28 protein-coding genes are annotated in these 23,136 nt (G+C 57.3%); 23 read left to right on the forward strand and 5 right to left on the reverse strand.

Going from position 1 to position 23,136, the window contains the following annotated elements:
• Window positions 1–12 precede the first annotated feature (12 nt).
• The 10 genes from phoU (at window position 13) to ACHEXK_RS02465 (ending at window position 8,891) form a co-directional block, all read left to right on the forward strand.
• Window positions 13–711, forward strand: coding sequence for a phosphate signaling complex protein PhoU (phoU, locus tag ACHEXK_RS02420; RefSeq protein ID WP_416547711.1), 699 nt, complete (start codon window positions 13–15; stop codon window positions 709–711).
• Window positions 708–1,403: a phosphate regulon transcriptional regulator PhoB gene (gene phoB, locus ACHEXK_RS02425; RefSeq protein ID WP_416547713.1), complete on the forward strand. Its 696-nt coding sequence runs from the start codon at window positions 708–710 to the stop codon at window positions 1,401–1,403. Before phoU ends, phoB begins: the two co-directional genes overlap by 4 nt.
• A gap of 12 nt (window positions 1,404–1,415) precedes the next feature.
• On the forward strand, window positions 1,416–2,741 hold the full coding sequence (gene phoR / locus ACHEXK_RS02430) for a phosphate regulon sensor histidine kinase PhoR (protein ID WP_416547715.1): 1,326 nt from the start codon (window positions 1,416–1,418) through the stop codon (window positions 2,739–2,741).
• A 188-nt stretch (window positions 2,742–2,929) separates the two neighbouring features.
• The gene (locus ACHEXK_RS02435) at window positions 2,930–3,814 is read left to right on the forward strand and encodes a sterol desaturase family protein (RefSeq protein ID WP_416547717.1); all 885 of its coding nucleotides are present in this window, start codon (window positions 2,930–2,932) and stop codon (window positions 3,812–3,814) included.
• 147 nt (window positions 3,815–3,961) lie between these two features.
• Window positions 3,962–4,366, forward strand: a complete 405-nt coding sequence (locus tag ACHEXK_RS02440; protein WP_416547719.1) for a DUF1924 domain-containing protein — start codon at window positions 3,962–3,964, stop codon at window positions 4,364–4,366.
• Window positions 4,366–4,836 carry a diheme cytochrome c gene (locus ACHEXK_RS02445; RefSeq protein WP_416548831.1) on the forward strand — a complete coding sequence of 157 codons (471 nt, stop codon included), beginning with the start codon at window positions 4,366–4,368 and terminating at the stop codon, window positions 4,834–4,836. The genes ACHEXK_RS02440 and ACHEXK_RS02445 overlap by 1 nt, the downstream gene beginning before the upstream one ends.
• A gap of 53 nt (window positions 4,837–4,889) precedes the next feature.
• Window positions 4,890–5,618: a cytochrome b/b6 domain-containing protein gene (locus ACHEXK_RS02450; RefSeq protein ID WP_416547721.1), complete on the forward strand. Its 729-nt coding sequence runs from the start codon at window positions 4,890–4,892 to the stop codon at window positions 5,616–5,618.
• A gap of 29 nt (window positions 5,619–5,647) precedes the next feature.
• Window positions 5,648–6,346: a winged helix-turn-helix domain-containing protein gene (locus tag ACHEXK_RS02455; protein ID WP_416547723.1), complete on the forward strand. Its 699-nt coding sequence runs from the start codon at window positions 5,648–5,650 to the stop codon at window positions 6,344–6,346.
• On the forward strand, window positions 6,343–7,677 hold the full coding sequence (locus ACHEXK_RS02460; RefSeq protein ID WP_416547725.1) for an ATP-binding protein: 1,335 nt from the start codon (window positions 6,343–6,345) through the stop codon (window positions 7,675–7,677). Before ACHEXK_RS02455 ends, ACHEXK_RS02460 begins: the two co-directional genes overlap by 4 nt.
• A 758-nt stretch (window positions 7,678–8,435) precedes the next feature.
• Window positions 8,436–8,891 (forward strand): MaoC family dehydratase, encoded by a 456-nt coding sequence (locus ACHEXK_RS02465; protein ID WP_416548833.1) that lies wholly within the window; start codon window positions 8,436–8,438, stop codon window positions 8,889–8,891.
• Here the strand turns inward: ACHEXK_RS02465 and trmL are convergent.
• Both trmL and ACHEXK_RS02475 read right to left on the reverse strand, forming a co-directional pair.
• A complete protein-coding gene (gene trmL, locus ACHEXK_RS02470; RefSeq protein WP_416547727.1) occupies window positions 8,882–9,361 on the reverse strand; it encodes a tRNA (uridine(34)/cytosine(34)/5-carboxymethylaminomethyluridine(34)-2'-O)-methyltransferase TrmL in 480 nt (159 codons plus the stop codon). The two genes, ACHEXK_RS02465 and trmL, sit on opposite strands and share 10 nt — an antisense overlap.
• 20 nt (window positions 9,362–9,381) lie before the next feature.
• Entirely contained in the window at window positions 9,382–10,062 is a 681-nt protein-coding gene (locus tag ACHEXK_RS02475; RefSeq protein ID WP_416547729.1) for a ComF family protein, read from the reverse strand.
• 147 nt (window positions 10,063–10,209) lie between these two features.
• Here ACHEXK_RS02475 and ACHEXK_RS02480 point away from each other — a divergent pair, with 147 nt between their 5' ends.
• The 8 genes from ACHEXK_RS02480 (at window position 10,210) to ACHEXK_RS02515 (ending at window position 16,499) form a co-directional block, all read left to right on the forward strand.
• The gene (locus ACHEXK_RS02480) at window positions 10,210–11,130 is read left to right on the forward strand and encodes a biotin synthase (RefSeq protein WP_416547731.1); all 921 of its coding nucleotides are present in this window, start codon (window positions 10,210–10,212) and stop codon (window positions 11,128–11,130) included.
• Window positions 11,131–11,225: 95 nt separating this feature from the next.
• Entirely contained in the window at window positions 11,226–11,702 is a 477-nt protein-coding gene (locus ACHEXK_RS02485) for a DUF2244 domain-containing protein (RefSeq protein ID WP_416547733.1), read from the forward strand.
• 77 nt (window positions 11,703–11,779) lie between these two features.
• Window positions 11,780–12,952, forward strand: coding sequence for a cytochrome c oxidase subunit II (gene coxB / locus ACHEXK_RS02490; RefSeq protein ID WP_416547735.1), 1,173 nt, complete (start codon window positions 11,780–11,782; stop codon window positions 12,950–12,952).
• A gap of 32 nt (window positions 12,953–12,984) precedes the next feature.
• The gene (gene ctaD / locus ACHEXK_RS02495; RefSeq protein ID WP_416547736.1) at window positions 12,985–14,601 is read left to right on the forward strand and encodes a cytochrome c oxidase subunit I; all 1,617 of its coding nucleotides are present in this window, start codon (window positions 12,985–12,987) and stop codon (window positions 14,599–14,601) included.
• Between the two features lie 5 nt (window positions 14,602–14,606).
• Window positions 14,607–14,723 carry a cytochrome oxidase small assembly protein gene (locus ACHEXK_RS02500; RefSeq protein ID WP_416547737.1) on the forward strand — a complete coding sequence of 39 codons (117 nt, stop codon included), beginning with the start codon at window positions 14,607–14,609 and terminating at the stop codon, window positions 14,721–14,723.
• 10 nt (window positions 14,724–14,733) lie between these two features.
• Window positions 14,734–15,363 (forward strand): cytochrome c oxidase assembly protein, encoded by a 630-nt coding sequence (locus ACHEXK_RS02505; protein ID WP_416547739.1) that lies wholly within the window; start codon window positions 14,734–14,736, stop codon window positions 15,361–15,363.
• Window positions 15,360–15,575, forward strand: a complete 216-nt coding sequence (locus ACHEXK_RS02510; RefSeq protein ID WP_416547741.1) for a DUF2970 domain-containing protein — start codon at window positions 15,360–15,362, stop codon at window positions 15,573–15,575. Before ACHEXK_RS02505 ends, ACHEXK_RS02510 begins: the two co-directional genes overlap by 4 nt.
• Before the next feature lie 42 nt (window positions 15,576–15,617).
• Complete coding sequence (locus ACHEXK_RS02515) at window positions 15,618–16,499, forward strand: cytochrome c oxidase subunit 3 (protein ID WP_416547743.1); 882 nt, start codon at window positions 15,618–15,620, stop codon at window positions 16,497–16,499.
• Window positions 16,500–16,614: 115 nt separating this feature from the next.
• Here the strand turns inward: ACHEXK_RS02515 and ACHEXK_RS02520 are convergent, their stop codons facing one another.
• Window positions 16,615–16,848: a twin transmembrane helix small protein gene (locus ACHEXK_RS02520; RefSeq protein ID WP_416547745.1), complete on the reverse strand. Its 234-nt coding sequence runs from the start codon at window positions 16,846–16,848 to the stop codon at window positions 16,615–16,617.
• A gap of 14 nt (window positions 16,849–16,862) precedes the next feature.
• Between ACHEXK_RS02520 and ACHEXK_RS02525 the strand changes: the two genes are divergently transcribed.
• From ACHEXK_RS02525 to ACHEXK_RS02545, 5 genes are read left to right on the forward strand one after another with little or no spacing between them, the layout of a single operon-like run.
• Complete coding sequence (locus ACHEXK_RS02525; protein ID WP_416547747.1) at window positions 16,863–17,606, forward strand: SURF1 family protein; 744 nt, start codon at window positions 16,863–16,865, stop codon at window positions 17,604–17,606.
• Window positions 17,557–18,270 (forward strand): SCO family protein, encoded by a 714-nt coding sequence (locus ACHEXK_RS02530; RefSeq protein ID WP_416547749.1) that lies wholly within the window; start codon window positions 17,557–17,559, stop codon window positions 18,268–18,270. The genes ACHEXK_RS02525 and ACHEXK_RS02530 overlap by 50 nt, the downstream gene beginning before the upstream one ends.
• A gap of 3 nt (window positions 18,271–18,273) precedes the next feature.
• Window positions 18,274–19,404: a COX15/CtaA family protein gene (locus ACHEXK_RS02535; RefSeq protein WP_416547751.1), complete on the forward strand. Its 1,131-nt coding sequence runs from the start codon at window positions 18,274–18,276 to the stop codon at window positions 19,402–19,404.
• Window positions 19,401–20,297, forward strand: a complete 897-nt coding sequence (gene cyoE / locus ACHEXK_RS02540; RefSeq protein ID WP_416547753.1) for a heme o synthase — start codon at window positions 19,401–19,403, stop codon at window positions 20,295–20,297. The genes ACHEXK_RS02535 and cyoE overlap by 4 nt, the downstream gene beginning before the upstream one ends.
• Before the next feature lie 9 nt (window positions 20,298–20,306).
• On the forward strand, window positions 20,307–20,912 hold the full coding sequence (locus ACHEXK_RS02545) for an SCO family protein (RefSeq protein ID WP_416547755.1): 606 nt from the start codon (window positions 20,307–20,309) through the stop codon (window positions 20,910–20,912).
• Between the two features lie 75 nt (window positions 20,913–20,987).
• Here ACHEXK_RS02545 and rpoH read toward each other — a convergent pair whose 3' ends face one another.
• Together rpoH and ftsY are read right to left on the reverse strand one after the other, a co-directional pair.
• Window positions 20,988–21,920, reverse strand: a complete 933-nt coding sequence (gene rpoH / locus ACHEXK_RS02550; RefSeq protein ID WP_416547757.1) for an RNA polymerase sigma factor RpoH — start codon at window positions 21,918–21,920, stop codon at window positions 20,988–20,990.
• A 156-nt stretch (window positions 21,921–22,076) separates the two neighbouring features.
• Window positions 22,077–23,114 (reverse strand): signal recognition particle-docking protein FtsY, encoded by a 1,038-nt coding sequence (ftsY, locus tag ACHEXK_RS02555; RefSeq protein WP_416548835.1) that lies wholly within the window; start codon window positions 23,112–23,114, stop codon window positions 22,077–22,079.
• Window positions 23,115–23,136: the final 22 nt, after the last annotated feature.

Here is a 23,136-nt window from a genome sequence, read left to right on the forward strand (position 1 = left end):
CAGGAGCAAAAAATGGAAAAACACATTTCAAGTCAATTTGATGCCGACCTGACCAACGTGTCATCGCGTGTCCTGGAGTTGGGTGGACTGGTGGAGTCGCAAACGCGCCATGCGGTTTATGCCTTGGCGCAGTTCAGCTCGGAGGTGGCCGATCAGGTCATTGCCACTGAAAAACAGGTGAACAAGTTGGAAGTGGAGATCGATGCCGAATTGGCCTCCATCATTGCGCGTCGCCAACCAACAGCGCGCGATTTGCGTTTGCTGATGGCGATTTCCAAGATCACGGGTAATTTGGAGCGTGCAGGCGATGAAGCCGAGCGCATCGCACGCATGGTCAAGCTGATCTTGGAGCAAGGTACGCCTCGCAATTTACCCGCTTCTGAGCTGCGGGTGGCGGCAGATCTGGCGACCGGTTTGCTGCGCAAAGCTTTGGATGCCTTTGCCCGCTTGGATGTCAATACCGCCTTGGTCATCTTGAAAGAAGATGATTTGATCGACGCCGAGTTCAATGGCTTTGTGCGCAAGTTGGTGACTTACATGATGGAAGACCCGCGCACCATCTCGGCCAGTCTTGATTTGTTGTTTGTGGCCAAAGCCATTGAACGCATCGGTGACCATGCCAAAAACATTGCCGAATTTGTCATTTATGTCGTCAAGGGTGCTGACGTTCGACATACAGCCTTGATCGAGATTGAAAAAGCGGTGCAATGAGATCCACACCTCGCATCTTGATCGTCGAGGATGAACCCTCGATTGCCGAATTGATTGCCGTTAACCTGCGGCACAACGGCTTTCAGCCTGTTTGGGCCATCGACGCCGAAACCGCGCAGCGAGAGCTGGATGAAATCTTGCCGGACGTGATCTTGCTGGACTGGATGCTGCCCGGCGAAAGTGGTCTGACTTTGGCTCGGCGTTGGCGTGCCTCGAGCCGTACCAAAACGGTGCCCATCTTGATGCTCACCGCGCGCGGCGACGAGGCCGATCGCGTCGCAGGACTGGATGCGGGGGCCGACGACTACATCGTGAAACCATTTTCGCCACGCGAACTCTTGGCGCGCATCCGGGCCGTGTTGCGCCGTCGGGTTCCTGAGGCTTCGGGTGGTGTCGTCAAAATGGGCGAGCTGCAATTGGATGCCGACACGCACCGCGTCAACTGGGCCGACAAGCCCCTGAAAGTGGGTCCCACCGAGTTCAAGTTGCTGCATTACCTGATGCGCCACCCAGAACGCGTGCACAGCCGAGGCGCCTTGCTCGACAAGGTCTGGGGCGACCATGTGTACATCGAAGAGCGCACCGTGGATGTGCATGTCAAGCGCCTGCGCGAATCCTTGGGTGATGCCGGTGTCATGATCGAAACCGTGCGCGGTGCGGGTTACAGGTTCACACACTCACCAGCCGTTTGATGCGGACTTCGAATGATCTTCTCGGTAGTTGAATTGTTGATGGGTGGGTTGGTGGCCGCTGTGCCCGGTTGGTTCTGGGGCGGGACTTGGGGTGCTTTGTCTGCCACAGCTCTGGCCTTTTTTGTTCACGCGGTGGTTTTGGTGTGGCGGATTCACCGCCTTGACCAATGGCTCAGTGCACCCCAACTCCAGCTGGACCCACCATGGCAAGGCGTTTGGTTGGAAATGGCTTCACGCATCCAGCGTTTACTGCGTCTGCAAGAAAAGCAGGCGGCATTGCACGAAAAACGCCTGAAAGACTTCTTGCTGGCGATCCAAGCCTCGCCCAACGGTGTGGTTTTGTTGGATGGAGATTCGCGCATTGAATGGTGCAACGACACGGCGGCTTCGCATTTGGGACTGGATGCGCAAAAAGACCGCATGCAACACATTGTTCATTTGGTGCGAGATCCGGTCTTTGCCAAGTATTTTGCGCAAGACGAGCACAGCGCTGAGGTCATCATGGAGGGGCGCTCCAATTCGGTGGTCAATGTCAAGAAACTCTCGGTGCAGCTGCATGCTTACGGCGAAGGGCGATCGCTGCTCTTGACCCGTGACATCACGGCCTTGGCCCAAGCGGAGGAGATGCGGCGTGATTTTGTGGCGAACGTGTCGCACGAGATCCGCACCCCTTTGACGGTGCTGAGTGGCTTTGTGGAAACCTTGCAATCCATCCCTTTGGATGCTGCCGAGATGCAGCAGTACCTCCAGCTCATGTCCGTCCAGTCCGACCGCATGCAGTCTTTGGTGGCCGATTTGCTCACCTTGTCCCAGTTGGAAGGCAGTCAACCACCTGGCGTTCATGAAAAGGTGGCTTTGCCCCCTTTGATGGCGCACATCCATGCCGATGCCTTGGCTTTGACGGAATTGTTGGCGTCTAAATCGGATGGGCCAATCCACCACCTGGTGATGGATCCCGTGCCAGAGGTGGCCTTGCTCGGTTCCCGCTCGGAGTTGCTCAGTGCGGTGTCCAACCTGGTGAACAACGCGATTCGCTACACCCCATTGGGTGGTCGGATCCATTTGCAGTGGTCATTGACACCCGAAGGGGCTGTGTTTGCCGTGAAAGATTCAGGCCCCGGCATCGCGGCCGAGCACCTGCCACGCTTGTCGGAGCGTTTTTACCGGGTGGACCGCAGCCGCTCGCGTGAAACGGGTGGCACGGGATTGGGGCTGGCCATCACCAAACACGTCATGCAACGCCATGGCGGAGAGCTCCGCATCGAGAGTGTGCTGGGACAAGGGGCCACCTTCAAGTTGTGTTTGCCCGCCAGTCGCGTGTCCAACCGCCAGGACTGAGGCCAAGTACCTGCGCGTTGCCATGTTCTTGAACTCAACTGCATCCCGATTGATCGTTGTTTCCAAATCATAGGTTTTGTAGCAAGGGGAATACCCGGATGTTCGAACCTTCTTAGTTTGGCTATCTTCGTCTTGGGCAGGCTTGAGGGCGTCTTGGACGCCAAAGATGTCCAGTAAGGAGTCAAAACATGACCGCTGTTCAAATTCAGAACGCTTTGGTGCTGTGCACCATCTTGGGTTTTGCCACGATGGAATGGGCCAGTCGGCGCTACAAAAATACGGTGAACGCCACGGGCAATGACACCAAACTTGAAATTTTGATGTTTTTGAGCGTGTTGGCGGTGACCCAGCCCTTGGCCATTTTTGTGACCAGCAAACTGGGCGCGGCCTGGTTTCCACAATACAAGGGCGCCTTGGCCGATTTGCCTTGGTGGGGCATGGTGGGTATTTTGCTGCTCGTGGATGACATGACGCAATATTGGTGGCACCGCCTCTCGCACACCTCTTTCCTGTGGCCTTTACACCGCGCTCATCACTCGGCCGAGTACATGAGCATTCGGATCACCTTTCGCAACAATTTCTTTTATTACCTGATGATGCCTGGCCTGTGGTTTGCGGGGGCCTTGCTTTTCTTGGGTTTTGGCGGCTTGGTGTATGCAGGGTACATCGTGGTCAAGCTGTTGGTGATTTTGGGGGCGCACTGCGCATGGCGTTGGGATGAACCCCTTTACCGAATTCGGGCCTTGCACCCCGTCATGTGGGTGCTGGAGCGCACCATCTCCACGCCTGCCACGCATTGGGCACACCATGCCATCACCAATGCCGATGGTGTGGGCCATTACAAAGGCAATTTTGGCAATTTGCTGTTTTTGTGGGACATCATTTTTGGCAGTGCGCACATCACTCGCCGTTACCCCGAACAAGTGGGTTTGATCGACGACCAATTGTTTGGTCAGGAGCGTTGGTACCACCAGATGCTGTTCCCTTTGCTGCAGTCTCAACGTGAACACACGGCGTTGAAATTTGGGGGACGCATCTACCAAGATCCACAGGAAAAAGCGCCGCCTGTTTGAGCCGAGATGGCTATCCCGCGGTGCAGCGTTTGATCTGCATCAAAAAGGATCTCCGTGACAAGGCCTTGTGTGCGTTGTCACTTCAGGAGGACTTCAGTTTCGATCTGTAATCTTGCACGACAGATGCCAAGAAAGGTCGATTGCACGATGAAGTCCCCCCCAATCCAGCGTGGCCTGACCTTGTCAGGTCTTGTTCTCGTTTTGTGCGGCGCAAGCGCGCAGGTGACGACACCACAAGCCCAATTGCAGCGATGGCAGGCTGCGGCGGGGCAAAGCGGGCAAGCGCCCCGTGGACAAGAGTTTTTTACCCGCCGTCATGGTGGCGAGTGGTCTTGCGCATCCTGTCACGGTCAGCCACCGACCACGACCAGCCGACATGCTTCAACCGGCAAGCCCATTCAACCACTGGCACCCGCATTCCATGCGGAACGTTTCACCGACAGCGCCAAGGTGGACAAATGGTTCAAGCGCAATTGCAAAGATGTGCTTTCTCGTGAATGCTCGGCGGTTGAAAAAGCCGATGTGTTGGCTTACTTGGTGGGTTTGAAATGATGCAAGCGCTGATTCGAACGTTGGGTGCAGTCGGGTGGGGTGCCGGGTTCTTGGTGTCATCGGTTTGGGCGGATGCGCCCAGCATGCCAGCGCACGTGCTGCCCATTTACAAGCAGGAGTGTGCGGCGTGCCACACCCTTTATCCGCCGGCCTTGTTGCCTGCGGCTTCATGGCAAAGAATTTTGAGCGGCTTAGCGCACCATTACGGCACCGATGCCTCTTTAGAGCCCGAACAGGTGCAGCAAATCACGGTTTGGTTGAAAGCCCATGCGGGCACTTCCAAGCGGGTGCTTGAAGCGCCTCCAGAAGATCGCATCACGCGTTCGGCCTGGTTTGTCCGAGAGCACCGGGAGGTGGAGGCCGCCGTATGGAAGCGCAAGAGCATCCAAAGTGCTGCGCAATGCAGTGCTTGTCACAGCCAAGCAGACGTGGGGCGCTTTGGCGAGCGCGAGCTGCGCATACCCCGATGACCCCATTGGCGAACACCCAGCCCACACCGTCCCCATTGAAGGAGTTGAACAGGATGTCAAACACAGCCGCTGTATCCGGCACACCCGGGCCTGTGCCGACGCGCCGCACCGTGGATGCTTTCACCCGCACACTGCATGCCTTGTTGGCTTTGAGTTTCATCGGGGCGTACATCACGGCTGAAAGTGAAGTTTTCAGGTTGGTGCATGTCAGTTTGGGCTACACCCTGGGGGGCTTGTTGGTGGCCCGTTTGCTGTGGGGGATGTTGGGGCCTCGTTATGTCCGCTGGACTGCCATGTGGGGCAAGTTGCGTGGTTTGGGTGATTGGCTGCGTGGTTTGCGCACAGGGCAAGCCTCTTGGCGGCAGGCGCAAAATCTCTACATGGCGTGGACGGTTGCAACAGTTTTGCTCGCCATTGCACCGGTGGTTCTATCGGGCTATGTGCTCTACCAGGAGTGGACGGGCGAATGGATGGAGGATGTGCACGAATTCTTCGGTGATGTCATGCTTTTGGCGGTTCTGGCCCATGTTTCAGGCATTGTGTTGCTCAGCCTGTTGCGGCGCCGCAATTTGGCCAAGCCCATGTTGACCGGACGTGTTGAGGGGGGAGGACCTGATTTGATCAAGTCCAACCACGGGGTCTTGGCCGCATGGCTTGTCGCTGCAGTTTTGGGGTTTTGGGCGCTGCAGTGGCAAAGCGTTGAGCCATCACAAACCGTGGGTGAGCCCAGCGGGATGCATCCCGCGCTCGGCAAGTCACAATCGAAGCGCGATGAAGATTGATGCGATGACGACATTCACAGGTTGAAAGCATGCGTGTTTTATTGGCTGAAGACGATGAATTATTGGGTGCAGGCCTCAAAGCCGGGTTGCAGCAGCAGGGCTTTTTGGTGGACTGGGTGCGTGACGGCATGGCTGCAGAGCGTGAACTGTTGACCGGTGTCTACCAAGCCAGTGTGCTCGACTTGGGATTACCGCGCCAAGATGGTATGCAGTGCTTGGCCGCAGTACGTCGTCAAAAAATGCGCACCCCTGTCTTGATACTGACTGCCCGGGACAGCATACCGGCCCGAATCGCGGGACTGGACGGTGGCGCTGACGACTACATGGTCAAGCCCGTGGACTTGATGGAGTTGGCCGCCCGTCTGCGTGCCTTGGTGCGCCGTGCCCATGGCGTTTCTGAACCCCTTTTGGAGGCAGGCGACTTGCGCATGGACCCCGCTTCGCGCCAGGTCTGGCTCGGCGGGTGTTTGGTGGAGTTGTCTTTGCGCGAATACGAGCTTTTGCAAATTTTCATGCGCCATGCTGGTCGTGTGCTGACCCGTGGTCAAGTGGAACAGCACTTGTACCAATGGGGTCACGAGGTGAGCAGCAACACGGTGGAGGTCCACATTTACAACTTGCGTAAAAAGCTTCGCCCTGATGTGATCGACACCATACGGGGTGTGGGCTATTTGCTTCACCAGTCAGTCAAGTCCGATGCGCCGAGGTCGGAACCGGGTGCGCCATGACGATTAGGCCGCCCTCTTCGTTGCAATGGCGTTTGACGCTCAGTTTGTTGTTGGCGACAGGTGTGTTCTGGGGCCTTGTGTTGGTGATGACTTGGCTGAGAACTGAGCACGAATTGAGTGAACTGTTGGACGCCCACTTGGCCCAAACAGCGGCGGTGCTGGCTGTGCAAAGCAACGATGGCCACGATGATGATTTCACCACCGCTGAGGTGCTTCACAAATACCAGCCGCGTGTGGCATTTCAAATTTGGCACGAGCGCGAGTTGCTGTCTCGTTCAGCCCAAGCACCCCTTGAGCCTCTGGCGCCTTGGGGTCAAAACGGCATTTCAGAGCGAGAACGAGACGGTCAAGCTTGGCGGGTTTTTGCAACGACAGGCCGTGATCGGGATGTTTGGGTGGTGGTGGCCGAGTTGAAGTCGGCGCGCCAAGACATCTTGCAAGCGGGCCTGAATTCCGCCATCGTGCCCCTGCTCTTGGCTTTGCCAGTTTTGGCTTTCTTGATTTGGGGGGCGATTTTCAAGTCATTGATGCCCCTTCGGCAATTGAGTGAGTCGGTTGGTCAACGCGACGCTCAGGCCTTGAAGCCCTTGAACGAGCAAGTTTCAGCCGAGGTCCAGCCCTTGGTTCAAGCACTGAACCGACTCTTTCAGCAATTGGCCATGCACATGGAGGGTGAGCGCCGCTTCACGGCCGACGCCGCCCATGAGCTGCGCACGCCATTGGCGGCTGTTCGCATGCAGGCCCAGGTGGCCCGAGGCGCTGAGTCCGACCTCGAACGCGAAAAAGCCCTAGACGCCGTGCTGCAAGGGTGTGATCGTGCGACACGTTTGGTGGCGCAGTTGCTGCAATTGGCCCGCCTTGATGCCCATGAGGATTCGCCGCTGCTGGCGCAGTGCGATGCCGTGGCCGAAACCCGTTCCACATTGGCTGAATTGGGGCCGAGGTCGCTGGCCAAGCAACAGGTATTGAGTCTGGACGCACCCGATGTCTTGCATGTGCCCATCCCGCCGGGTTGGGTGGGGGTGCTGGTGGGCAACTTGGTGGACAACGCCCAACGTTACAGCCCTGTGGGCTCCACCATTCGCGTGCAATGGGCGGCGCTGCCTGTCCCTACTCTGGTGGTGGAAGACAGCGGTCCCGGCATGGCTCCCTCGGGTGTGGCGCGTTTGGGCGATCGGTTCTTCCGGGTGCCAGGCAATGGGGCCGAGGGCAGTGGTTTGGGTTGGTCGATCGTGCGGCGCGTGGCCCAGCGCTATGGTCTGCATTTTCATGTTGATCGCAGTGACGAATTGAAGGGTCTGCGGGTCACCGTGACCTGGCCGGGCAACTGAACATGGTTTAAGCCTTCTTCGGCTTGTGGTCTGATGCAGGTCAGGGCTTTGGATTCTCCACGCTGGGTGGCGAGCACTTGATCTCTGGCTGAAAGTCGACCATGAACGCCCAAATCAACGAATTTCTGGACCGTATTCGGCAATTGGAGGCGGACATTGAGCAAGAGGTTCAGCGCCGCCGACAGCTATTCCAAGCCGATTTTGACCAACGCAAGGTGAGTTTTGAGCACGAGGTGTTGGAGCAGCAGCGGCGTTTCAAAGAGGGTGTGGTGCGCTGTGTTTGGAACGCTGACTGGCGGCACTGGCTGACCATCCCGCTGATTTACCCGGTCCTCTTGCCCATGCTGCTGCTCGATGGCATGGTCACGCTCTACCAGCACTTGTGTTTTCCCTTGTACAACATGCCACGCGTCAAGCGTTCGGATTACTTTGTGTACGACCGAACCCATTTGGCTTATTTGAACATCGTCGAAAAGATCAACTGTGCGTACTGCTCTTACGGCAATGGTTTGATGGCCTACGCCCGCGAAGTGGTGGGCCTGACTGAGCAGTATTGGTGCCCCATCAAACACGCACGCCGTGTGGTGCATGCACACCCCTATTACCATGGCTTTTCAGACTACGGCGATGCACAGAATTATCGCGGGCAACTGGCGCGCTTGCGCTTGCAATTGCAACAACTGGAGCTTGAACCGCTGGCGCAACCGGTGTCACAGCATGGACAGCCAGCCGAGCCCCTGCTGGATAAAGTGCCCCCTATGAAAACATTTGAAACTTTGGCCGATCTGGCCGCCTGTGTCGGCCAAGATGTGGCCATCACCGAATGGGTCGAAATCACCCAACAGCAGGTCAATCTGTTTGCCGAGGCCACCGGAGACCACCAGTGGATCCATGTCGACGTGGTGCGGGCCCAGCAAGGGCCTTTTGGCGCGCCGATTGCCCACGGTTTTTTGACCTTGTCCTTGTTGCCCCAGTTTTTCGACAAGACCATTGTGGTCCAGCAAAAACGCATGGGCGTCAATTACGGGCTCAACAAGGTTCGCTTCATGTCCCCTGTGCCCGTCGGCAGTCGTCTGAGGGGCCATTTGCACCTGCACTCGGCCACACCCATTGAAGACCATGGCATGCAGTTTCAGTGGAATGTGACCGTAGAGCGCGAAGGCATCGACAAGCCCGTGTGCGCTGCTGAATCTTTGGTGCGTATTTACGCTTGAGCCGAGGCGCCCGCAAAGCCCTGCTGTCGCCAAGCTTCGAACACGGTGACAGCGACCGCATTGGACAGGTTCAAGCTTCGCTGACCCTCTCGCATGGGCAACTTGATGCGCTGGTCTGGTGCGAACTGTTCGCGCAATTCAGGCGACAGGCCACGCGTTTCTGAGCCAAACACGAGCCAGTCGCCCGGCGCAAAAACAACCCCATGCGCCGCTCTGCTGCCCCGGGTGGTCAGCGCGAACATGCGGTCCGCTGCGGGCTGTTCGTTGCGCAAAAATGTGGCCCAGTCGGCATGGCGGCGCAAGTCGGCGTACTCATGGTAATCCAGGCCTGCACGCCGCATGTGTTTGTCGTCCATGGAAAAACCCAGGGGTTCGATCAAATGCAGCGTGCAGCCTGTATTGGCCGCCAAGCGGATGATGTTGCCGGTGTTCGGCGGGATTTCGGGCTCAACCAAGACGATGTGAAACATGTCCGGTATTGTGCCTGCGCTCAAGCGCCCTCTGCGGCTTCGGTGCGTGCCAGCACCAAAGCACTGACCTGGGCTGCACCAGCTTGGCGCAAAACCTGCGCGGCCGAGTGCAGGGAGGCACCGCTGGTCATGACATCGTCGACCAAGACCACATTTTTGCTGCGCAGCTGCGTGGCCCTCAAGGGTTCGACGGCAAAAGCCCCCACCAAATTGGCCAAGCGATCGGCTCTGGGCAGGGTGCGTTGTGAAGGGGTGTGTCGCGTGCGCAGCAGCAAGTGGGCATCGGCTTTGCCCGGGCTCAGTCGCTTGGCCAGCAGCCAAGATTGGTTGTAGCCGCGCTCGGCCAATCGGGTGGGTGACAAGGGAATAGGCAGCACCCAGTCTGCCGCGTCCAGAGCGTCTTCGACCCCGGGTGCGCTGCGCATCAAAGTGGCCAAAGGGCCTTGCCAACCCGCTTGTTTTTGAAATTTGAAACGAGCGATCAAATCCACCCAAGGCCACTCATAGCCCACGGCGGTGAGGCACAGCGCCAAGGGCGGCGGGTTGCGCAGACAGGCGCCGCAGTGCCCGAACTTCAGGGGCAAGGGCAGGGCGCAGCTCAGGCAGCGGTGTCTCGGTTGGGCAAAGCGGCTGATGCAGGCCTCGCACAAAGGCGGATTTGGCCAACTCTGGCAAATGGCGCAGTGGCTGGGCAAGGCCATACCCAGGAGGCTTTTCCTGACCCCGCCCAGCTGCACACCTAAACCTTGAAACCACTGAAAGCCCATGAAATCAATATACTTCGGCCTCTCACCGACCACAAGCTGCCACTGACGTCCGTTGTTTGCAGGCTTTCACCCTTCTTTGCCATGGCCCTGTCTGCTCTTGAACGCCCGCCCTCGTTGGACCCTGTTGCTGCCGCTCGGTGGTCGTCTCATGGTGTGGGGCTCAGTTCACCTTGGTTGAACGAGGAGGTGGCCTCGCGCATGCAAGAACGACTGGCATACATCAAGCTGCAGCCCACCCGCTGGGTGCATTGGGGGCCTTTGCGAGGGGGCATGCAGGCCCATGCAGCTTTGCAAAAGCGATACCCCCAAGCACAAGCCTGGCTGAGCAGCGAGCACCCACAACAGGATTTGGCAGCCCAAGCGGCATTGCAAGGCCGGTGGTGGCAAGTCAGGCGTTGGTTGGGGCCACGCCCTCAATCGGGCCTGCCGCCTGAAGGCCAGGCGGACATGCTCTGGGCCAACATGCAATTGCACACCTCAGCCCAGCCTCAGCATCTGCTGAAAATTTGGCATCAAACTTTGGCAGTGGACGGTTTTTTGATGTTTTCTTGCTTGGGTCCTGATACTTTGCGCGAGTTGCGCGAAGCCTATGCGCAACAAGGATGGCCCGCACCAGCCCATGAATTCACCGACATGCACGACTGGGGGGACATGCTGGTGGAAGCGGGTTTTGCCGAGCCAGTGATGGACATGGAGCGCATCACGCTCACCTATGAAACGCCAGAACGTCTGTTGGCCGAGTTGCGCAGTTGGGGGCGGAATTTGCATGTCCAGCGTTTTTCAGGTCTGCGAGGACGCGGGTGGCTGGAGCAACTCAAGCAAATGTTGATGACCTTGGCCCGGCCTGAGGAGGGTGGGCGATTGGCGTTGAGCTTTGAAATTGTGTATGGGCATGCCCTCAAACCATCACCCCGTGTGCCCCTCAGCGTCCAAACGGCCATAGGGCTTGATCAAATGCGGCAAATGTTGCGCAGCGGTGCTCGTATTTCCGACAAAGTTTGAGTTGAATCAAAAGCCCCCTTGTTCTCGGGTAAAATCCGCCCGGTTTCAGAGGCATTTGCTGCCTTTTGGCGTGTTAGTTTATTGAAAGTTGACGCGTGTCAAATCCAACTTATCAGTTTGCTCAAGAGACGGGGCACGCCATCCATTGGCAGCTTCGGCGCAATTGTTCGGTCACACCCACCCAACTGGGATGGTTTTACTTGTCGTTGTGCCTGTTCTCTTTGGCCATTGGTTTGTTTTTTTGGTATCTGGGTGCCACGCTGGTTTTGGCGTTTGCTGGTCTGGAAATCGCGGTGGTGGGCGTGGCATTTTTGATTTATGCGCGCCACGCCACCGACGGAGAAAAGATTTCGATCCAAGGTGGCCAGCTCGTGGTGGAATGTGAGTCTGCCGGGCGTCTGGAGCGGGCAGAGTTCGCGCGCCAATGGGTGAGGGTGGAGCCCAAGTCGGGAGACCGAAGTTTGATCGAGTTGTCCGGTCAGGGGCGATCCATCGAGGTGGGGCGTTTTGTGCGTCCAGAGTTGCGCCAAGTGCTGGCGCGAGAAATCAGAAAGGCATTGCGCTCGGCGTGATGTCTGGTGGCAGACAGGGCCAAGCCCGGTTTGGCTGAAGTGAGAGTTCAACAGTGTCTTGGAAGTTAGTGAGAACCATGAAGAATATTTCCAACCAATTGGCCACGCTGCTATCCCGCGCGGGCATCTTTGCAGGCGCCTGGGCGGCCACGGCAGCCTATGCGGTCAATGATTTGCCGGGTGGCCCTGCTGTCAACCAGCTCAACTTTGCCCCCGCTGCAACCAAAATCGCTGAAGAGCAGCATTGGCTCCACTGGTTCATGTTGATCATCTGCACCGTGATTTTCATCGCAGTGTTTGCGGTGATGTTCTATTCCATTTGGAAGCACCGCAAGTCGGTCGGTCACAAGCCCGCCACATTCACTGAATCCATCACGGTGGAAGTGATCTGGACGGCCGTCCCGTTCCTGATTGTGATTTTGATGGCGCTGCCCGCCACCAAAGTTTTGGTGGCTCAAAAAGACACCACCAATGCCGATTTGACGGTCAAAGTCACCGGTTACCAGTGGAAATGGGGTTACGACTACATCAAAGGCGAAGGTGAAGGCCTGAGCTACATCTCCACGTTGGATTCCTCGCAGCGTGCCATGTCCGATGCCGGCAAACCCGAAGGTGACAACTACCTGCTCAAGGTCGACAACCCCTTGGTGGTGCCTGTCGGTCAAAAAGTGCGTGTGATCACCACGGCCAACGACGTGATTCATGCTTTTGCTGTGCCCGCTTTCGGCATCAAACAAGACGCGATCCCTGGGTTTGTCCGTGACACTTGGTTCCGTGCTGAGAAAACCGGCGATTTTTACGGACAGTGCCAAGAGCTGTGCGGCAAAGAGCATGCCTACATGCCCATCCATGTGAAAGTTCTGTCAGCTGCAGACTACGCGGCCTGGGTGGATGCTGAGAAGAAAAAACAAGCAGCCAAAGCCGATGATCCGGCCAAGGTTTGGGCATTGGACGACCTGTCTAAGCGTGGTGAAAAAGTGTATGCGGCCAATTGCGCGGCCTGCCACCAAGCTTCGGGCAAAGGCGCTGGCGCCATCAAGGCCATCGACGGTTCTGCCGTGGTGCTCGATGCCGACAAGTCCAAGCAAATTGCCGTGCTGCTCAATGGTCAAAACAACGGTGCCATGCCCGCCTGGAAACAGTTGTCGGACACCGAGATCGCCGCTGTGATCACCTACACCAAAAACAACTGGTCCAACAAGACTGGGCAAATCGTGCAACCGGCTGAAGTTTTGGCCGCTCGCAAATAAGACGTACCGTATTCAAATCAAAGGAAATCAAGATGAGTGCCGTTCTAGACCATCACGATCACGCCCATGACGACCACGGTCACGCGCCTGCGGGCTGGCGTCGTTGGGTGTATGCCACCAACCACAAAGACATTGGTACTTTGTACCTGCTGTTCAGTTTCGCCATGCTCATGATTGGTGGCGTGCTGGCACTGGGCATCCGCGCCGAGTTGTTCCAGCCTGGCCTGCAAATTGTCAACCCTGAATTGTTCAACCAGTTCACCACCATGCACGGCATCATCATGGTGTTCGGCGCGATCATGCCGGCCTTTGTGGGCTTTGCCAACTGGATGTTGCCTTTGCAAATTGGCGCGTCTGACATGGCCTTTGCCCGCATGAACAACTTCAGCTTCTGGCTGATGATTCCTGCTGGCGCCATGTTGGTGGGTTCTTTCTTCATGCCAGGCGGCGCACCCGCTGCAGGCTGGACTCTGTATGCACCCCTGACCCTGCAAATGGGTCCATCGATGGACGCGGGTATTTTTGCCATGCACATCCTGGGTGCTTCGTCCATCATGGGTTCGATCAACATCATCGTGACCATCTTGAACATGCGCGCACCGGGCATGACCTTGATGAAGATGCCCATGTTCGCTTGGACATGGTTGATCACTGCTTACTTGCTGATTGCCGTGATGCCCGTGTTGGCTGGCGCCATCACCATGACACTGACGGATCGCCATTTCGGCACCAGCTTCTTCAACCCTGCTGGTGGTGGTGACCCGGTGATGTACCAGCATATCTTCTGGTTCTTCGGTCACCCCGAGGTGTACATCATGATCTTGCCGGCTTTCGGCATCATCAGCCAGATCGTGCCCGCTTTTGCGCGCAAGAAACTGTTCGGTTACGCCTCCATGGTGTACGCCACATCGTCCATCGCCATCTTGTCGTTCATCGTGTGGGCGCACCACATGTTCACCACCGGCATGCCGGTCACGGGCCAGTTGTTCTTCATGTACGCGACCATGTTGATCGCCGTGCCGACCGCTGTGAAGATCTTCAACTGGATCGCCACCATGTGGCGCGGCTCCATGACTTTTGAAACCCCCATGCTGTTTGCAGTGGGCTTCATCTTTGTGTTCACCATGGGTGGCTTCACGGGTTTGATTCTGGCCATGGCCCCGATCGACATCCAGTTGCAAGACACCTATTACGTGGTGGCGCACTTCCACTACGTGTTGGTGGCCGGTTCGCTGTTTGCATTGTTCGCCGGCGTTTACTACTGGATTCCCAAGTGGACTGGTGTGATGTACAGCGAAGGTCGCGGCAAGCTCCACTTCTGGTGGTCGTTGATTTCCTTCAACGTCACTTTCTTCCCGATGCACTTCTTGGGTCTGGCCGGCATGCCCCGTCGATACGCCGACTACCCGATGCAGTTCACTGACTTCAACATGATCGCCTCCGTGGGAGCCTTCTTCTTCGGTTTTGCTCAGGTTTACTTCTTCTTGTTCATTGTGTTGCCTGCCATGATGGGCAAAGGCGAAAAAGCGCCCCAAAAACCTTGGGAAGCCGCCGAAGGTTTGGAATGGGAAGTCCCATCACCAGCACCTTTCCACACCTTCGAGAACCCACCCAAGCTGGACGCTACAGCAACCCGCGTGATTGGTTGATCATCATGGCCATGACACCTGAACAAAGAAAAAGCAATGTGCGATTGGGCCTGATCTTGGCGTCGGTCGCATGTGCTGTGCTGATTGGTTTTGTGGCCAAGTTGATGTTGTTGAACGCTTGAAAGACCCAAGATGAACCTGCGCGGTGAAAATCTGAAGATGGTGGGCAAGCTGGCGGTGGTGACCGCGGGCATGTTCTGCTTCGGTTATGCGCTGGTGCCCATCTACAAGGCCATTTGCGAGATGACGGGCATCAACATCCTGTCGATTTCTGAAACGCAAATTCCTGGCAACGCCAAGGCGGGTAAAGCCGCCGAAGTGCTGCGCAACAGTCAGGTTGACACCACGCGCACGATCACCGTGGAGTTCGATGCCAATGTGCGTGGGCCTTGGGAGTTCAAACCCGAAAAACGGTCCATGCAAGTTCATCCCGGTGAGCTCAGCACGGTGATGTACGAGTTTCAAAACGTGCAAAACCGCCGGATGGCCGCACAGGCCATTCCAAGTTATGCACCTCGCCAAGCCGCCAACCACTTCAACAAACTGGAATGTTTTTGCTTCAACCAGTACACACTGGAGCCGGGCGAGAAAAAGTCTTGGCCAGTGGCCTTTGTGATCGACCCCAAGCTGTCCAAAGACGTGACGACCATCACCCTGTCTTACACCTTCTTTGAAGTGGGTGGTAAAACACCGGCGGCACCTACGGCGCCTTTGGCTGCAGCTGTACAAACACTGCCAGCCAAGACAGGATGGGGTTCATGAGGACCCCCGTTCGACAAACTTCTTGGCTGCGCACCATTCAAGCGGTGTTGTGGTCGTTTGTCGGACTTCGCAAGAATTCCGAGTACCAGCAAGACATTGAGAAACTCAATCCGTTCCACATCATCGGTGTGGCCATTGTTGCCGCATTGTTGTTTGTTCTGGGGCTGATTGCCCTGGTCAATTGGGTGGTTGTCCAACCCACTGGCCTTTAAGCCCCAAATTTGATTTCGATAGAAGAGAGAGCAGGAGTTCCTATGAGTTCAGCAGCACACGGCACCACGCCTTATTACTTTGTTCCGCACGAGTCTCGCCACCCGGTCATGTCGGCGATTGGCTTGTTCTTCGTCATCTTGGGCGCAGGCCAGTGGATCAACGGCGCCGAATGGGGCATGTATTGCCTGTTCTTTGGTATGGCCTGGTGGTTGATCGTCTTGTACCAGTGGTTCTCTGAAGCCGTGCACGAAAGTGAAACGGGCATGTACGGTCGCAAAATTGACCTGTCATACCGCTGGAGCATGACTTGGTTCATCTTCTCCGAAGTCATGTTTTTCGGTGCGTTCTTCACGGCACTTTGGTGGGCTCGCTCCCATTCGGTGCCAGCACTGGGCAGTCTTGAAAATGCCCTGCTTTGGCCAGACTTCAAAGCGGCTTGGCCGAGTTTGGTGGCCGGTGCCACCACCTCGCCCGCGGGCATCATCGAACCCTTCCAAACCATGGGCCCCTTCTGGTTGCCCACCATCAACACCGCCTTGTTGTTGACTTCGGGTGTGACTTTGACCGTGGCACACCATGCCATCCAAGCGGGTGACCGGAGCAAAACCATCAAGTTCATGTGGATGACAGTTTTGTTGGGCATCATTTTCTTGTTTGTTCAAGGCTACGAATATGCCCACGCTTGGGGCGACTTGAACCTGAAACTGTCTTCCGGCATTTACGGTTCAACTTTTTACATGCTCACCGGCTTCCATGGCTTCCACGTTTTCGTGGGCATGCTGATGCTCTTGTTCATCACCTTGCGCTTGCAAAAAGGCCACTTCACCAAAGACCGTCACTTCGGTTTCGAAGGTGCGGCCTGGTACTGGCACTTTGTGGACGTGGTGTGGCTCGGTTTGTACATCTTGGTTTACTGGATGTAATCTGGCCGCGGCCCCAAAAAAAAGCGCCTTTCGGCGCTTTTTTGTTGTGCGATTGGGGATTCAAAGGAGACTGATTTCAACAGGAAGTCAATGGCCTTCCAGTGGTTTTCAAACCTCAAGCGCCAGGTGGAATACCGGTGGGCTGGATCCAGCCCATCTTCCAAGAAACAAGAACACAAAGGAAGAGGACAATCGAAAACCCAACCCGAAAGGCGAGGGCGGTGGCCATGCTGCCTTTTTTGGGGGATTGACCCTCAACAGGTGGCGTGTTGCCGCGCATCATGTAAACCAAAGCTGAGCCCAAACTCAGCACGATGCCTATAAAGGCGATGACAACCAGTATTTTCATGATCTCATTATCTTATGACTGACAAAGCCCCAGTATGGCAAAGATGGCTGGTCCTCGGCATGGCCGCTATGGGCGTAGCCATCACTTTTTCTCTGGGGCTTTGGCAACTGGGCCGTGCCGCTGAAAAAACGGACTTGCAAAATGCCAAGCAACAGCTAAGTGAACAAGTTGTGCTGGATGGTCGCAGCTTGGGTTCAGCCGAGAGAGATGCACTGCAACGCCAAGTCTTGATCCACAGGCGCATGACGCTCAAAGGGCAGTGGTTGCCTACACACACGGTGTTTTTGGACAACCGACAGATGAACGGCAAGCCCGGCTTTTTTGCCCTGACCCCTTTGCAGTTGGAAGGTACTGGTGCGGTGGTGCTGGTGCAGCGTGGATGGGCACAGCGTTCGTTCACGGACCGAACGGCTTTGCCTGCGCTGCTCACACCCGAAGGCCAAGTGGAGGTGCAGGGGCATTTGGCCCCATGGCCTTCAAGGCTCTATGACTTCGGCGGCGCCGAGACGGGCCCGATACGGCAAAATCTCGACTTGACTGCGTACCGTCAAGCCACGGGCTTGAATGTGCTTGAAGTCACTTTGTTGCAGTCTGGTGCGGCCTCTGAGGGCTTGCTGCGCGAATGGCCCGTGGTGGCCAGTGGTGTTGAAAAGCACCATGGATACGCTTTTCAATGGTTTGGCCTGAGTGGCCTGATCGCTTTACTTTATGTCTGGTTCCAAATTGTCCAACCCCGCCGCCAAAAACGACCTGCCTGACAGCCCCCTGGCCATGACGGTGCACGACATGCCCAGCCCGGCGACTGTGGTGCAGGCCGATGCCCAGCGCACCCGGATGGGGCGCTGGAAAATGATCGCCATGATGTTGGTATGCGCCTCACCGGTCATTGCCTCTTATTTCACTTATTACGTCATTCGCCCCGAAGGCCGTCGTGTGTATGGCGAGCTCATCCAGCCGCAAAAAGACATGCCCCAAGTCAGCGCCAAAAACCTGCAGGGCGATTCGATCACACTGGCCAGCCTCAAAGGGCAGTGGTTGCTCGTGACCGTGTCCTCGGGCAGTTGCGAAGAGCGTTGCCAGCAAAACTTGTATTTCCAACGGCAGTTGCGTGAAATTCTGGGGCGGGAAAAGGATCGACTCGACCGAGTCTGGTTCGTCAATGATGATGAGCCTGTTGCGCCCGGCCTCTTACCCGCTTTGAACATGGCGCACGTGCTGCGTCTTGATGCAGCCACGGTACAAAGCTGGATCAGCCCTGCCCCAGGGCAGCAGTTGCAGGACCATTTGTATGTGATCGATCCCATGGGCAACTTCATGATGCGTTTCCCGGCCAACATGGATGTGTCCGGTGCCTCCAAGGCCAAACGCGACTTGGAGCGCTTGCTCAAGGCCTCTTCGTCTTGGGACCAGGCGGGGCGCTGAGCCATGACCGAAGTGGACCTGTACAACCTCGAGCCGATTTTGGAGCTCATGGCCGTGGGCCTGGCCGTGGCGGCCGTGCCCTTGGGCTGGTGGCTTTGGCAGCAGCGCAGGGCTTCGCCTTCGGGCCGACTCAAGGCCCTGACCTTGATCACCTTGTTTCTGACCTTCGACCTGGTGCTGTTTGGGGCCTTCACGCGGCTGACCGATTCCGGGTTGGGATGTCCCGACTGGCCAGGTTGCTACGGCAGCGCCACCCCCATCGGTGCCAAAGCCGAAATCAAGGCCGCTGAGACCGTCATGCCCACGGGGCCCGTGACCAAGAGCAAAGCCTGGATCGAAATGATTCACCGCTACCTGGCCACTGGGGTGGGCGTCTTGATTGTGACCCTGGCCGCACTGACCTGGTGGCTGCGTCGACAGAGCCGGGAGGTCAGCCCTTGGTTGCCCACCTTGACGCTGGTGTGGGTCTGCATGCAAGGCGCTTTTGGGGCCCTCACGGTGACCATGAAACTGTTTCCGGCCATTGTCACCTTGCACCTGATGGGCGGCATTGGTTTGTTGGTCTTGTTGATGGCACAAGCTGTGCGCTATGACGGTGCAGGCTCGCGGCCCTTGCAGTCGGTGTTGCGACTCGGCTTGTGGGCGGGCTTTGGGATGCTGTGTTTGCAAATCGCCTTGGGTGGCTGGGTCAGCACCAATTACGCGGTGTTGGCTTGCCCCGACTTTCCCACCTGCCACGGCCAGTGGGTGCCCGAGATGAATTGGCAAGGCTTCAGTGTCTGGCGTGAGTTGGGCCACACGCCCGACGGCGAGTTGCTGCCTTTTGCATCGCTGGTGTCCATCCATTTTGTGCACCGCTCAGCCGCCTGGCTGGTCTTGGCGCTGTTGCTGTGGCTGGGTTGGCGTTTGCGCCAGCAGCCCGGCTTGGCCGTGGCAGGCCGTTGGTTGCTGGGCCTGTGTGCTTTGCAGTTCGCCACGGGCCTGAGCAATGTGGTGCTGGGCTGGCCTTTGTTGGCGGCTGTGATGCACACGGGTGGCGCCGCTGCCATGGCCTTGACCCTGACCTGGGCTTTGAGTGTCAGCCGGGCTGATAATTCAGAGCCTTACCCCCTATCTGAAAAGCTTGCCGCATGACCGTCGCCACCGCCCGTTTGCCCCTGAATGCCTGGCAACAGTACTACGCATTGACCAAGCCGCGTGTGGTGCAGTTGATTGTTTTTTGTGCCTTGATTGGCATGGTTTTGGCGGTGCCAGGCATACCCACTCGGGCCGAGTTGATGCTGGGTCTGTGGGCTTGTACAGGCATCTGGTTGGTGGCCGGGGCCGCAGCGGCCTTCAACTGCTTGGTTGAAAAAACCATTGATTCCAAAATGAAGCGCACGGCGTGGCGGCCCACGGCCAAAGGCGAACTGAGCGATCGGCAAGCGCTTTTGTTCTCAGCGGTGCTCTGTGCTGTGGGTTCGGCGGTGCTGTATGCCTTGGTCAACCCCCTCACCATGTGGCTGACTTTTGCCACCTTTGTGGGTTACGCCATCATTTACACCGTGATCTTGAAGCCGCTGACGCCTCAAAATATCGTGATCGGCGGCGCCAGCGGGGCCATGCCCCCGGTGCTGGGCTGGGCGGCCATGACCGGACAAGTTGGGCCAGAGGCCTTGATTCTGTTTTTGATCATTTTCCTGTGGACGCCGCCGCACTTTTGGGCGCTGGCGCTTTACCGCGTCGAGGATTACCGCAAGTCGGGCCTGCCCATGTTGCCCGTGACGCATGGCAATGAATTCACGCGCTTGCAAATTTTGCTCTACACCATTGTGCTCATGGCCTCGTGCCTCATGCCCTTTGTGTACGGCATGAGTTCATGGCTGTACTTGGTGGTGGCCGTGGTGCTCAGCATTGGTTTTATCGGCTACGCGGTGGCTTTGTACCGTGCCTACTCTGACGATTTGGCCCGCAAAACATTCCGTTTTTCATTGATTCATCTGAGTGCTTTGTTTGCCGCTTTGCTGTTGGATCACTATATTTTTTAAGGTCTCATCATGTCGCGCAGAGTTTTTACAAGGGCTGCTTTGGCGCTCGGCGTGGTCACAGCCCTTGGGGGGGTGGTCGGCTGCGGTCAAGACAAACCCGCTTTTCGGGGGGTGGACATCACGGGCGCCGATTACGCCCAGGGCTTTGAATTGAGCGACCAAAATGGTCAAGTGCGCACGCTCAAGGATTTTGCGGGCAAGGCGGTGGTGGTGTTTTTTGGCTATACCCAATGCCCTGATGTGTGCCCTACCGCTTTGCAGGAAATGGCCCAAGCCCAACAGCTATTAGGTGCCGACGCAGACAAGCTGCAAGGGGTCTTCATCACCGTCGATCCAGAGCGCGACACGCCCGAATTGCTCAAGGCCTATATGGCCAACTTTGGCGCTGACTTTGTCGGCCTGCACCCGACGGCCGCACAACTGCCCAAAGTGACCAAAGACTTCAAGATTTATTTCAAAAAAGTGGAGGGCAAAACCCCCACCAGTTACACCATAGACCACTCGGCCGGTAGTTTCACTTTTGATCCGAAAGGCCGCATCCGCCTGTACAACCGACACGCCAGCGGTGCCGAGGCCTTGGCCGCCGACGTGAAGATCTTACTCAACGGCCAGTGAAGCGCAGCCTGTAGGTTGTGCAGGGCACGGCGCAGTCGATGAAGCCGGCCGATGGGGAACCCACCAGCGCGGTCTTCAAGCAAACTCGACCAGCGCCTTTTTCATTTTTTTCATGGCCGCCACTTCGATCTGGCGGATGCGCTCGGCGCTCACGCCGTATTCGTCGGCCAAGTCGTGCAACGTCATGCCGCCGGAACCGTTGTCGTTGACCTTGAGCCAACGCTCCTCCACGATGCGGCGGCTGCGTTCGTCCAGTGCATTGAGCGCAGTGGCCAGGCCATCGCTCGCCATCACATCCCGCTGGTGTGCTTCGATCATGGCGGTGGGTTCGTGGTTCACATCGGCCAAATAGGCGATGGGACCATAGGCCTGTTCGCCGTCATCGCTTGGGGCCGGGTCCAGCAGCACATCGCCGCCGGACATGCGCATTTCCATCTCCCGCACTTCGTCGCCCTTGACGTTCAGGCTTTGCGCCATGGCGTCCACCTGTTCGGGTGACAGGGTATCGCGGTGCGTGCCTTCGTCGGCGTCGGCTTTGTAGCCTTGTTTCATCGAGCGCAGATTGAAGAACAGTTTGCGCTGTGCTTTGGTGGTGGCCACTTTGACCATGCGCCAGTTTTTCAAAATGTATTCGTGGATTTCGGCCTTGATCCAGTGCAGCGCGTAGCTGACCAAGCGCACGCCTTGGTCCGGGTCGAAGCGCTTGACCGCTTTCATCAAGCCAACGTTGCCCTCTTGGATCAGGTCGCCATGAGGCAGCCCGTAACCCAAGTACTGGCGGGACACGGACACCACCAAGCGCAGGTGCGAGAGCACCAATTTGCGGGCAGCTTCGAGGTCATCGTTGGCTTTGAGTTGCCGTGCGGCCTCTTGCTCTTCCTCAAGGGTGAGCATGGGCATGCGGTTGACTGCAGAGATGTAGGCGTCCAAGTGGCCCAGCGAGGGCACGACCGCCCAGGGGTTGCTCAGCGCGATGGCCGTGGCGGGGGAACCAGTTTGAATGTTCATACCAGAACTCCTTTCAGAATACCCCAATATTAGCACTCTCTGGTGAGGAGTGCTAAAGGACGGCTTTGGGCGCCGTCGAGCTTCGGGGTTTCCCTGATTTTGTGGGTGCACGGTGCATGCGTCTGTGCGCTTGGCAACAGCGCAGCCCAGGCGGAGTCAGCTCAGCAGGGCTTGGGCAAACTCACGGGCGTTGAAGGTTTCCAAGTCCTCCAGCTTTTCGCCCACACCGATGAAATAAACCGGAATCGGCTTTTCGCGGGCAATGGCGCACAGCACCCCGCCCTTGGCGGTGCCGTCGAGCTTGGTCACGATCAAGCCCGTGAGGCCCAGGGTGTCGTCAAAGGCTTTGACCTGGGCCAGAGCGTTTTGACCCGTGTTGCCATCGATCACCAGCAACACCTCGTGCGGGGCAGTGGAATCGGCTTTTTGCACCACACGCTTGATTTTTTTCAGCTCTTCCATCAGGTGCAGTTGGGTGGGCAGGCGTCCGGCGGTATCGACCAACACCACGTCGCGTCCGCGGGCGCGACCAGCACTGACCGCGTCAAAGCTGACGGCGGCCGGGTCGCCGCCTTGCTGACTGACGATTTCCACCGTGTTGCGGTCGGCCCAAACCGCCAGCTGCTCCTTGGCCGCTGCGCGGAACGTGTCGGCTGCAGCCAACAAAACGCTCAGGCCTTCGTCGGCCAAATGTTTCGTCAGTTTGCCAATCGAGGTGGTTTTGCCCGCGCCGTTGACGCCCGCCACCATGATCACCGTGGGGTGGTGGTCACCAATGGCCAGGGGCTTTTGCAGGGGTGACAGCAAGTCGGTGATGGCATCGGCCAACAGGGTCTTGACTTGTGAAGGGTCGGTCGCTTTGCTTTCTTTCACGCGGCGTTTGAGGTCTTGCAGCAAATGCTCTGTGGCTTTGACGCCCGTATCGGCCATCAACAAGGCGGTCTCCAGCTCCTCGTAGAGCACATCGTCAATGCGCGTGCCGGTGAAGACGGTGGTGATGCTGGCGCCGGTTTTGCGCAGACCCGACTTCAGGCGGTCCAGCCAACCCTGGCGAGGGGCCGGTGCAGGTGTGGGCGCAGAGGATGCCCCCGACTCCACCACAGCTGTTGCAGGGGCCGAAGCAGGCGCAGCTGCAGGTGTGGAAGGGGATTGAACCTCTGGGGGGGGGGATTTTTTTTTGAAGAAACTGAACATGGCGTGGATTTCAAGGATCATG

The organism is Limnohabitans sp. DCL3 (genome assembly GCF_048019295.1).
Lineage (GTDB): Bacteria > Pseudomonadota > Gammaproteobacteria > Burkholderiales > Burkholderiaceae_C > Limnohabitans_A.